The organism is Halolactibacillus miurensis (assembly GCF_900116255.1).
GTDB classification, from domain to species: Bacteria; Bacillota; Bacilli; order Bacillales; family Amphibacillaceae; genus Halolactibacillus; species Halolactibacillus miurensis.
Genome location: NZ_FPAI01000010.1, coordinates 39,856 through 52,065, shown reverse-complemented (window position 1 = coordinate 52,065; position 12,210 = coordinate 39,856). Strand labels below are relative to the sequence as shown.

Sequence of the window (12,210 nt, the reverse complement as noted above, 5' to 3'; positions counted from 1 at the left end):
TCTTTTCACACCTTTAGCATAAGCAATTAAAAGGCGTGAGATAGAAGATCTTTTAAATAGTTATTACGTCGTATGATGAAAGTAATTAAGCTTTAGTTTGTTAATGACTTCATTGATCATTAAAATCATATGTAACTGTTGTTCACGAGAAATACCCTCCATTTTATCTACGGGGACATCATGAACGAAGGTATACGTGCTGTTTTCACTAATGGAGGAAGCTTTCTTTGTGATAGATAAAATGAACATATTGGCACGCTTAGCATTCTCAAGCATCTGGAGGCAGCGCTGCGTTTCACCAGAACTGGAGAGAATGAGTAAGGTATAACCTTTAAATTGATTCAACATTTGTAGTTCAGAAACAACAATCGCCGGAATCCCAAAATATAAAAATTGTCTAGCCATATATTGAGCAGAAACATTAGAAGCACCTAAACCAAAGATGAGGATGGTGCGACGGTGCTGATAAAGATGTTTAACCAAGCTATCTACTTGCGAGAAATTAATTTTTGATAAAATATATTCTGTATTTCTAATGTGTGTTTGTGTTTCACTCGACAGTAAATCTACATCTTCTTTAATCGCATACTTTAGTTCACTAAAGCCCTTAAATCCGAGTAATTTTGCGGTGCGATTAATCGTCGCTTGAGACGTATAACTTTCTCGTGCGATTTTTACGACCGTATATTTCGGGATCTGATTGAAATGGGCTTCTAAATAATCAAGGACGGCTTTTTCGCTTTTCGTAATCGTTCGGTCAAAGTTTCGTTCTTTTAATTGATGAATGACCCGGTACATCTTGTTTCCTCCCTTTGTCAGTTCCTATGGTCACATAAGGCACTCCTTTATAGATTACCGCTTCAAGAGGGACCTGACAAGACGAACGTCAGTAATTTCACTGTTTTTTGTTTCCTTCGTCAGTGCTTTTCACATTATTTTCAGAATAGATACTAAATATAGTAACGCCTTTAATCCGTCCAGTTTTCAATGTATAATGAAAGGTGTAAATCACTTTCATTTTTTCCATGCTATTTAACATGGCCATGAAAACCTATGTAAAAAGGGAGACAAATAATGACGTCTGTATTAAATCAAATCCAACTACATTATCAATCATTAAGTAAATTAGAAAAAAAGGTCGCTGACTATGTGTTAGCCCACTACCCTAAGATTGCGAATATGCATATTAAAGACTTAGCTGAATCCGCTGGTGTATCGGTTGCGACGATTACCCGCTTTAGCCATAAAGTTGGCGCAAAAAACTTTGTCGAACTGAAAATCTCTTTGCGTGATGCGATTGAAGAAGAGGTTGAGTCGGATGATGCGATGGCCTTAGTCAATCATATGTACCAGTCGGTCGTTGAATCATCAGAATCCTTATCAACGATTGAGACCTATATTGAAGCGGTAAATATTATTAAGCAAGCGAAACGGATTCATATCTTCGGACTTGGTAGTTCGGGGTTATCAGGGGAAGAGTTTAAACTAAGACTCCAGCGGATGGGATACAAAGTCGATACATACCATGACTCGCATAGTATGATTCTCTCCAGTGCGATTATGACAGAAGAGGACTGTGTGCTCGCGATTTCGTCTTCTGGTGAGACGAGTGAGATCATTGATAGTTTTGAACTCGCCAAACAAAACAAAGCCAATATTTTAGTCATGACTAACTACGTCGATACAAAGCTAACCGCCTTTAGTGATGTCACCTTATTCACCTACAGTATGCGTGCTTTTAAAACAAAAGGCTTACTCAATAGTCAGCTCTCGATTTTATATGTGATTGATATTTTAACGCTGCTGTTGATGCAAGATGACACGAGTCAATACAATTACGATAAAACCTTAACGGCGTTAAAAAATTATAAATCGAAAAAATAAAACGAGCCTGATGCGTGTCACTACTCACGCATCAGGCTCTTCATTTATCAAATGAGAAAAACATTATTATCTTACAATAGGTGTTGTTAAGGTAAAAGCTCTAAGAATTCTAGCCACAAAACTCTTTTGTCACATTAGCCATTGTGACGCGTGTCAATCACTTCTTTAAAGCGCGCAGTAATCAGTTGTGGGCGGGTAATCGCACTACCGACTACCACAAAATCTGCGCCGTTTTCCAGTGCTTCTTTCGCAAGCTCTGGTGTGTTTAACTTACCTTCTGCGACAACAGGGATCGATAACTGTTGTTTCATTTCCTTTAATCGTCTAAAGTCATCATCAAACAGTGATTGACCTTCTGTTTCTTTTGTGTAACCAATGAGCGTGGTCGAGACACAATCAAAACCTAACTGTTCAGCCATGACTGCTTCTTCAACTGATGACACATCCGCCATTAGTTCAATATCTGGACGCTGCTCTTTCGCATAACGTACCAAGTCTTCTAACGACTCACGACCTGGACGCGTGCGTCCTGTCGCATCAAGGGCGATCATATCAACGCTTGACGTAAAGAGCTCATCAAGCTCTTTTTTGGTCGCGGTAATAAAGACGTCTGAATCGTCGTAGTCGCGTTTTAAGATGCCGACGACCGGAAGGTCAACCGCTTGTTTGATCGCATTGATATCTGATACCGAGTTGGCGCGAATACCGTCCGCTCCGCCCATCTGTGCGGCAATGGCCATCTTCGCCATAATATCAGATGAGTGGAGAGGTTCGTCTTCTAATGCTTGACAAGACACCACGAATGGTCCTTTCAACTCTTTTAAAAAACTCATATTAATTAGCTCCCATCGCTTCTTCTACTTCATTTTTAATGTTGCTGACTTGCGGTCCGTAAATAACTTGAACCCCGTTGCCTTTTAAGACAACCCCGTGAGCACCCGTTTGTTTTAATAATTGTTGATCGACGATTTCGCCATTAAAGACACTAACACGCAAGCGTGTCGCACAGTTATCGACATCTTTAATATTTTTCTCGCCGCCAAGACCTTCAATGATTTTTGACGCGCGTTCTGTTTTTGAAAATTCGACTGTCTCTTCTTGTTCGTCTTCACGACCGGGTGTTTTAAAGTTGAATTTCTTGATTAAGACTTTGAACGTGAAGTAATACAAGAAGAACCAAGGAACACCGACAATTGGTACGTAAATCCAGTTTGTTTTTTCTACCCCTTGTAAGACACCAAAGAGTAAGAAGTCAATGAAACCACCTGAGAATGTTTGACCAATTGTAATCTCAAAGATATGTGCCATCATAAAAGCGACACCATCAAAGAAAGCGTGGACAACATAGAGAACCGGTGCGATAAAAAGAAACGAGAATTCAATTGGTTCTGTGATACCAGTTAAGAATGATGTTAAACCAGCTGACAGCATTAAACCAAAAACTTTCTTCTTGTTTTCTGGTTTAGCCGTATGATAAATCGCTAAACATGCCCCGAGTAAACCGAACATCATCGTAATGTGACGACCGGACATAAAGCGTGCCGTTCCGATAAAGAACTGGCTCACGCTATCAGCTTGAGCTAATTGCGCAAAGAAGATATTTTGCGTCCCTTCGATTAAAGCACCATCGACAACCATTGATCCACCAAGTGACGTTTGCCAGAATGGCAAGTAGAAAATGTGATGTAAGCCAAATGGTCCAAGGAGACGTAAGACAAAACCATAGATTAACGTCCCTACATAACCCGTAGCTTCTACTAAGTCACCTAATCTAAAGATACCTGATTGAACGATTGGCCAAAAGAAGAACATAATAACACCAAGAATAATAGCTGAAAACGATGTAATAATTGGCACAAACCGTGATCCACCAAAGAAACCTAAAAAGCGTGGTAATTCAATCTTGTTGAAGCGTTGGTGTAACATATACGTCATGATCCCGACGAGAATACCACCAAACACGCCTGTTTCTAATGACTGAATCCCTAAGACAAATCCTTGACCGACTCCGGCGATGTTTGTCTCTGCGAGCTCCCCGCTGATGATCAGGACCGCATTAATCGTCGCATGCATGACGAGGAAACCAAGGACAGCCGCAAGGCCTGCCGTTCCTTTATCACTACGTGCTAATCCAATCGCAACCCCAACAGCGAAGATGATTGGCAAGTTACCAAAGATAATACTACCGGCTGAACTCATCACTGTAAAGATCGCTTGTAGCCAGGCGACATCTAAAAACGGATAAGCGTTTACAGTTGCTTGATTACTAAAGGCGCCACCAATACCGAGTAATAACCCTGCTGCAGGTAATACGGCAATCGGCAACATAAAAGATTTACCAAAACGTTGTGCTTTTTCAAAAAAAGCGTTGTTCATGTGACTCACCCCTAAAAGTTTTATTTGATAACAGTTTACAACTTTATTTTTATTTTGTAAATAGTTTTTATTAAATTTTTAAAACGTTTTCTTTTCTTGCTTTTTCTAATTTCAACGATAGCTGATTGACACTCCTACTTAACAATACGTAAAAATCAAGTCACTCACACTACAATTATCTTCTAGATGTCTGTTGTATCATCGCCAAATCATTTAAAAACTATTCATGGATTCGTCATATTTACACTCGCCAAAAACGATCGGTCTATACTATAATGAGAGACAGCTTTATTTTTGTGAAAGATTGTACAAAGTTGTTACTGCGTGAGACATGATGAAAAAACATCGAGAAAGGAACACCTATATGCCGAAAATGACTCTCCTCACCTCCCAACCATTTATTAAAAAATTTATTATTAGTGTGAGTTTCGGACTGATTGGTCTATTATTTAGTGGCTACGCGATCCGGATTCCGTTTGGTGATTTTCAACTTAATTTCATCTGGAGTATCGCCTTCCCCCTTGTTATTACATTAGCGTACGGGTTACGTTTTGGTCTTCTTAGTATTACCTGCGGGCTTACTTTCTTATACCCGTTTATCTTAGGATATATGAATGGTTACGGCTCATTTGTCGGGATGTTGGTGTTATACGTTTGGATTGTGTTCCACGGCTTAGGGAAGTATTGGCGCGAGACGTCACCAACACGACTCAATCACCCAATCACGATTCAACTAGCTTATTCTGTCGTGCGCTTTATTATTTATGCGACACTGTTTCAACCATTGATGACACTTAATCCACCACCGTGGAATCTAGAGGCTTTCCCTTCGATTCAATCAGAGATTGTTTGGTACTTTTCTGTGCGCGGTATCTTTATGGAGATGATGTTGTTACTTATTGTGGACACGGTACTTTTATTACCTCGCATTCGTCAACTGTTTAATTTAGAAACAGATGAGAGTATGCGTTATAACGGACGCGTTCTTACTGGATTTTTAGGCGGCGGCTTACTCTTTATTTCGTTCATTTTAGCTGTGCAATATACTCTGATTGATGAGGTCCCTTTAACTGAGTGGCTCTTACCACCAAATCCAAAGACTGCATTGACATTATTTCTTTCTAGTTTTCTGTTTATGATTATGGCCGGTGTCACAATGCGGTATGTCGAAAAGACGCTAGCGAATGAACGCGCCTTTAAGACGACCTATGAACGCTATCAAGCCATTTTTGAACAGATGCAGGATATTTATTTAGAATTAATGCTAGACGGAACGATTGTGAACGCCTCCCCTTCAATCTACTCAACCTTAGACTTAACAGAAAACCAACTGATTGGCACAAATTTTTGTCAGTTATTTAGCGAAGTGAAAGGAAAAGCTTGGCTACAAGAACTGGAACAGCAAGGTGGCTTTATCGAAAAGAAAATGACGGTACTAGCACACAGCGGTAAGACGTTAGTTTGGTCGATTCACTTGAAAAAAATCCAGTTAAAAGAAGGTGAGCCTAGGCTCGTCGCGATGATTCGGGATATGACGGATATTGAAGAAGCGATGAAGGAAGTGACACGCTTAAATAGTGATTTAGAACGACGGGTCAACAAGCGTACGAAAGATTTACATGCCTCAATTGAGACACTCGAACGCTTTAACTATGTCGTCTCACACGACTTAAAAACACCGATTCGTGCGATTGATGCGTATACGGAAATGATTGAAGAGGATGAACATAATCTATCAGGTGAGACTAAAGATGCTCTCGCTTCTATCCGTCACATTGTTGCTGATATGATTCGTCTGATTGAGCGGTTGCTTCACTATTCACGCGTCAATCAAGCAACGATTGAAAAAGAGCGTGTCCCACTACAACCGTTCATCACCGAGGTGTTAGATCAACTCCGTCTCTCACATGACTTCACGGTTATATTCAACAAGCCGTTACCAACCGTATTAGGTGAGGCGGTGTTAATCAAACAAGTGTTTCTTAATGTTTTAGATAATGCTGTCACCTATAAAACAAAAGACGAACCGCTATTACTTATGATTGATTCCGTTGAAACAGAAGATACACTTTCTGTGTTGGTCACGGATAATGGTTGTGGGATTGCCAAGGATGATTTACCACATGTGTGGGACTTGTTTACAACGGGACATCAGAAAGGCACCGGTATTGGTCTTTCAACGGTCAAACGGATTATGGAAGCGCTCGGTGGTTCGGTTCAGCTTGAAAGTCGCCTGAAAAAAGGAACGACGGTAACGTTAGTCTTTCCAAAAGCGTGATGAAGGCATTGAATTGACTAACTGAAAGTAAAAATTAAAGCGCCAGACTATATATATGTATTTATATCTATCAAAGCGAAAGGATGTGTCGGCCATGTATCGGGTGATGATTGTCGATGACTGGGAGATTTTTTTAAAACAACTCAAACGAAAGGCAGACTTTGAAGCACATGGCTTTACCGTTGTCCATGAAGCCGCTAACGGACAAGACGCCTTTCACTATCTGTTGGAACATGATGTCGATCTCATTATTACAGATATCAGGATGCCAGGTTGGGACGGGATTGATTTACTCAAAGCGATGCGCGAAGCGTCGATTCATACGCATGTCATTTTCTTAAGTGAATATGAAGACTTTCAATATGCTAAACAAGCGATTCACTACAACATTACGGACTACTTAGTGAAACCGGTCAATGCGCATGAATTACAACGGTGCTTAACCGCATTAAAACAACAATTAGATCATCAAGCTATCCAGCAACATGTGGTTGATGATGAACAAATAGCCGCTATCATCCAATGTATCACCCTTAAGCAAGACGCTCTGGCATGGATCCAACCATTTCTTAAAGACTTAGGTGAAACGACTGACATGGAGCGTCTTAAAGTACAAATAGACACGTATCTCGAAGCCGTGACAGAAGGTATTCTAAAGAGATTTCCTTGGTACTTAAGGTTTCAACTGCCTTTTACCGTAACAATAGATAACAAAGAAGCGATCAAACAAGTCCTTACCGATGCGATGGAAACCATCGCTTGTCCAGTGAAGCGGTTGTTTTACACATCCGCTAAGCAGCCTCTAATTGAAAAAGTTTGTCAGTTTGCCTTAACAACGGATGATAAAGTAACGATTAAAACGATTGCGGATGCGCTATTTGTCAATAAGAACTATTTAGCGGATACGTTCAAAAAAGAAACCGGACTCACGCTTGGTGACTACTTGATTCAGGTGAAAATCTACCGAGCGAAGGTGTTACTTCTCACAACAAAAGAAAAACTATATGAAATTAGCGACCGGCTCGGTTACCGTAATCCTGACTACTTCAGTCGTGTCTTTAAAAAAGAAACCGGACTCACGCCTCTCCAATTTAGAGACAAAGCGTAACGTTTATTTTACTTTCCTATCAGACCTGTACATTTTAACGGGTAGAACTGGACATAATGACTTAAAAAAATTGATTAACTCCTTTATGATGAGAAGCGTACACAACATGTGCAATACATCACAATATAAAAAGGAGTTTTTGACATGAAAAAATATCTTGCGTCATTTATGATGATTTTGGCTTTTAGCGCGTTGCTTTTACTTAGCGCTTGCGGGACAGAAAGCGATAGTAACGCTCAAGCAGAAGAACCAGAAACAGACAAAGAAGACACCACCGCCGATACGACAAGCGCGGCAACAGAAAATGGGGAATATGAAATGACCACCCTTGATTGGTCCGCTCAACCACCAAGTGGGTTAATTAAAGGGAGCTACTACTACACCGAAGAACGCTTTAGACAAGGTCACCTTGGGACACTTGAAGTTGTTAAAAACGATGACGGGATTGCGTATATCGAATTTAACGAAATGACACGCCCGAACTACTATAACCGTTTCTTCCAAAACGTACCGAAACGTCTATCTGAATATAACTTCAGTATGGGTGAGAAAAAAGGTGCGGCTTGGATTCAAAGTGTTGTCTTAGTTGAACAACAAATGCTAGAAAATCAAACGTTAACAGGTGAATTTGATGTGGTGAGTGGGGCATCAAATAGTATTCATCAATCCATGTTACCAATGGCTGAAAAGATTGATGCGCAAATGAGTGAAGAAACAAGTCAGGTCTACTACGGGATCGCTGAAGAGATCGGTGGCGGCTTAACCGGATTCTTACAAGTTGTGTTAGACGGTGAGACCATTACCTCTGTCCGTTATGATGAAATATTTGCCGATCATCCAGATGATATTGAAGACCCAGCGTTAAAACAATATTACCGCCAATCAAAATATGAAAGTGTCATCTATGATGAACCATCACGTATTGGTTTCAACGTACAAATGGATGCCTTAAATGAAAAAGTAGTCAAAACACAAGACTTACTTGACCTTTCTGAGTTACCAGCGATTGACGAAAGTGGCGATTACGCTTCAAGCGGCTTTACCATTCGTAACGATGCTTGGGATAACTACTTAATGTTAGCGGAAAAAGTACAAGCAGAATTAGTTAAAGACGGTTTACGTTAAGACACTGACGTTTGTCCTGACACCATAAACCATTGACTATCTTCTCCTTACCCTATAGATTCGGTGTCAGGCACAGCTTTGTCTTATGTAATAGATATGAAGAAAGAACAACCAGCAAAAGCCCTTTATTAGCACATGCTAATAAAGGGCTTTTGTCATGAATAGCATTAAATGATTAACCTTTCACAGAACCAGCTACAACGCCTTCAATGACACGTTTTTGCATCATAATATAGAAGACAACAAGTGGTAAGACTGATAGGACTAACATTGGGAAGAACGATGTCCAGTTCGTTGAGAATGGTCCGACGTTTTTATAGACTTCTTGGAGTAAGACCGCTTTATCTGGTGACTGCAGGAACAGTAACGGTGTTAAGAAGTCATTCCAAATCGCCAACGCATTCAGAATAACGACCGTTGAAATAATCGGTTTTAATAATGGGAAGATCACTAACCAAAACGTTTTAAACGTCCCGCATCCGTCTAGAAATGCCGCTTCTTCTAATTCAACTGGGACGGTACTAATGAATCCCCGTAATAAGAAAATCGATAGCGGTAAGTTAATACAGAACACACTGACTAAAATTACGCCCGTATGGGTATTCATTAAATTTAAACCAGAAATGATTTGATATAACGGTACAATCGCAATTTGAAACGGAATAATTAAACCGACTAAAAAGATATTGTACATCGTTTTAAATAGTTTCGATTGACTGCGAGAAATCACATAGGCAGCCATAGAGGCGAAGACGACTAACAAAATCACGGCGGAAACGGTAATGACTAAGTTATTCTTTAACGCATTCCCGTAATTCATCGCTTCTAAAGCCCGTTCATAATTCGCAAAGTTTAAGGAACTTGGTAATCCAAGAGGACTTAACGCCGCTTCTTCTGGCGTTTTAAATGTCGTCACGACTAAGTAATAGAGGGGTAAGCCGACGACGATTGAAATAAGCACAAAGCCTAACCGATATAACCATGTGGTCGCTTTTTTTCTCATCATGATATTTTTCGCTCCCATCTATTTAAGAAGATAATGACTATCCGTGATAGGATAAAGACGACAATAAAGAACACGACTGCTAAGGCCGAGGCATAAGCATTTCGTCCACTGTTGAATCCTTCTCTAATCATCGTTGTCATGATGGTCTCTGTCGCATAACCCGGACCACCTTTAGTCATCGCAAAGATGACATCAAAGACTTTCATACCACCAATTAAGCTCATTAATATATTAAACGAGACAGCTGGATAAAGTAGTGGTAATGTCACCGTAAAGAATTTACGGACACTGCCAGCGCCATCGATATCTGCGGCTTCATATAGAGCAGAGTCAATGCTTTTTAAATTCGCAATATAGATCACCATAGACCAACCGGACCACTGCCATACTTGCGTAATTAAAACAGAGTATAAAGCAAGATCAGCATCCCCTAGCCAGTTAATAGGTTGACCACCAAAGAACTGAATAATGCGGTTAAAGAGTCCAAAATCAGAGGAACTCATAATGTATTGGAACAAGAAACCTGTGACTAAAATACTTAACACGGCTGGAAGAAAGACAAGTGACTTAGTAAAATTAGCCCCTTTCATTTTCTTATTCAGAAAGACCGCCAGTAAAATGGCGACGATATTTTGGAAGATAGTGATTAACACCGCATACTTGACGGTATTACTAATACTCGCCATTGTTTTTGTATCACTAAATAACTGCTTATAATTCGCTAAACCAACAAAATCTAAATCGGCATTATAAACAGACCAATTCGTTAAACTATAGAAAAATGACATCAGTGTCGGAACAATAAAAAGAATAAAGAAACCAACAAAGGCTGGTAAAATCATCAGTAGAAATACACGTTCTCTTTTCTTACCGTACATAAGAAAACCCCTTCACAGATTTTTAACGGTTTATTTGTGAGTGAAAGGATCGGGTCTCTGACCGATCCTTTCTGTCCACATCCGCTTAATTTAGCGTATCAATTAATGTTTGGTTCGTCTCATCGGCATCTTGAAGTGCTTCTTCTACCGTCTTCGTGCCACTTAATACCTCTTGAAGTGACTTACCGTATGATTCAACAATCGGGTTACCTGAGAACCATGAGGCAGTCCAAGGCGCATAAACATTCCCTAACTTGAACGCTTCTTCACTATCGGCATACACCTCACCTAAGTCAACTTCTACCCCTGTTAAAAATGAGCTACCGGCATTATCTGCGACAAGTTTATGTTGAGCTTCTTCAGTTGCGGTGAGTTCTAATACCGCAAGAGCTTCATCGACATGTTTTGAGTTCGCATTAATCGCAAGCGCGGAACCCGGGCCACCAATCAGCCAACCTGGACCTTCTTCTACCCCTGGAATAGGGAACATTCCTAACTCAATATCACTATTTTTCTCATAGATCGTTTCAATGGCCCACGGACCACTTTGCCACATCGCTGCTTTACCTGTCGCAAAATCATCTAATGCTTGATCGTAACTTAAGCCAAGCATCTCTTCTTTTAAGATGCCTTCTTCAATCAGGCGGTACCATTCTTCTACGTACGGTAACCAAGCTTCAGAAAGCTTTGCTTCACCTTCGTTAAATTGATCGTTAAATGCCATGTTGTCTTCGTTTGAATAGAATTCATTGTTCACAATCCCAATGCTTTGTTTCATCATCGGTTCCCAAGACTGCGCTCCCATTGCTTGTGGTGTCATGCCTTGTGCTTCTAGTTCTTTACTGACCGCGATTAATTGATCCAGTGAACGCGGAACCTCTACGCCGTATTCATCAAAGATGGCTTTGTTGTAGAAGAAACCTTCAAACCATGATTGTAACGGTGCGGCATAGACACTACCGTCAACAGAATACGGGGCCGTTCCTGAGGCAGCGTATTTTGACATAAAGTCATATTCCGTTAAATCTAATAAGTAATTAGCACGCGCCAATAGTTTTGCTTCGCCACCGACTTCAATAATGTCAGGACCTTCTCCTGCTTGAAGTTGTGAATTTAACACGTTGTTAAAGTTATCAAGTGCCACAAACTCAAATTCAACCTTGATATTTGGCAGTTGTTCATCAAGATAAGCTAAGTATTGTGCGCGACTTGATTCTGGGTTATACCCCATCATTCTAAGGGTAATCACTTCTTCATTTGTCTCATCTGATGAAGGGGTATCAGCATCACTTGAGGTATCCTCTCCACCACACGCCATTAATAATAGCGAGGTTAATACTAAACTAATCAATAGGGTAAGCGTTTTCTTTTTCATGTTCATCTTCCTTTCAAATGTTATACACTCATCTTACAAAACTCTCAGTTGTTAATAAATCAAGGATATTATGCTCTTTCTATCAACAAATTACGTTCGTATCATAAAGCGATACGCGATCGAGTTAATCACGTGCTTAAGATAAATAAAAGCTACCCTAACGTACATTAAGGTAGCTCG

Annotated in this window: 10 protein-coding genes; 4 read left to right on the top strand and 6 right to left on the bottom strand. The window is 40.2% G+C overall.

Features of this window, described 5'->3' with window-relative positions; translation table 11 throughout:
* Positions 1-63: 63 nt before the first annotated feature.
* Complete coding sequence (locus BM390_RS08040; RefSeq protein WP_062320490.1) at positions 64-798, bottom strand: MurR/RpiR family transcriptional regulator; 735 nt, start codon at positions 796-798, stop codon at positions 64-66.
* A 276-nt stretch (positions 799-1,074) separates the two neighbouring features.
* Here BM390_RS08040 and BM390_RS08035 point away from each other — a divergent pair, with 276 nt between their 5' ends.
* Positions 1,075-1,884 carry a MurR/RpiR family transcriptional regulator gene (locus tag BM390_RS08035; RefSeq protein ID WP_089854168.1) on the top strand — a complete coding sequence of 270 codons (810 nt, stop codon included), beginning with the start codon at positions 1,075-1,077 and terminating at the stop codon, positions 1,882-1,884.
* A gap of 134 nt (positions 1,885-2,018) precedes the next feature.
* Here the strand turns inward: BM390_RS08035 and BM390_RS08030 are convergent, their stop codons facing one another.
* Positions 2,019-2,717 (bottom strand): N-acetylmannosamine-6-phosphate 2-epimerase, encoded by a 699-nt coding sequence (locus tag BM390_RS08030; RefSeq protein WP_062320484.1) that lies wholly within the window; start codon positions 2,715-2,717, stop codon positions 2,019-2,021.
* Between the two features lies 1 nt (position 2,718).
* Positions 2,719-4,260, bottom strand: coding sequence for a PTS transporter subunit EIIC (locus BM390_RS08025; RefSeq protein ID WP_089854166.1), 1,542 nt, complete (start codon positions 4,258-4,260; stop codon positions 2,719-2,721).
* A 364-nt stretch (positions 4,261-4,624) separates the two neighbouring features.
* Here BM390_RS08025 and BM390_RS08020 point away from each other — a divergent pair, with 364 nt between their 5' ends.
* The 3 genes from BM390_RS08020 (at position 4,625) to BM390_RS08010 (ending at position 8,771) form a co-directional block, all read left to right on the top strand.
* Positions 4,625-6,538 carry a sensor histidine kinase gene (locus tag BM390_RS08020; protein WP_177220680.1) on the top strand — a complete coding sequence of 638 codons (1,914 nt, stop codon included), beginning with the start codon at positions 4,625-4,627 and terminating at the stop codon, positions 6,536-6,538.
* 94 nt (positions 6,539-6,632) lie between these two features.
* Positions 6,633-7,646: a response regulator transcription factor gene (locus BM390_RS08015; RefSeq protein ID WP_177220679.1), complete on the top strand. Its 1,014-nt coding sequence runs from the start codon at positions 6,633-6,635 to the stop codon at positions 7,644-7,646.
* 144 nt (positions 7,647-7,790) lie between these two features.
* A complete protein-coding gene (locus BM390_RS08010; RefSeq protein ID WP_177220678.1) occupies positions 7,791-8,771 on the top strand; it encodes an FMN-binding protein in 981 nt (326 codons plus the stop codon).
* Positions 8,772-8,946: 175 nt separating this feature from the next.
* On the opposite strand, the gene BM390_RS08005 is transcribed toward BM390_RS08010, so the two are convergent.
* The 3 genes from BM390_RS08005 to BM390_RS07995 form a co-directional block, all read right to left on the bottom strand.
* Positions 8,947-9,777, bottom strand: coding sequence for a carbohydrate ABC transporter permease (locus tag BM390_RS08005; protein ID WP_062320476.1), 831 nt, complete (start codon positions 9,775-9,777; stop codon positions 8,947-8,949).
* The gene (locus tag BM390_RS08000) at positions 9,774-10,655 is read right to left on the bottom strand and encodes a carbohydrate ABC transporter permease (protein WP_062320474.1); all 882 of its coding nucleotides are present in this window, start codon (positions 10,653-10,655) and stop codon (positions 9,774-9,776) included. Before BM390_RS08000 ends, BM390_RS08005 begins: the two co-directional genes overlap by 4 nt.
* 85 nt (positions 10,656-10,740) lie before the next feature.
* Complete coding sequence (locus BM390_RS07995) at positions 10,741-12,030, bottom strand: ABC transporter substrate-binding protein (RefSeq protein WP_177220677.1); 1,290 nt, start codon at positions 12,028-12,030, stop codon at positions 10,741-10,743.
* Positions 12,031-12,210: the final 180 nt, after the last annotated feature.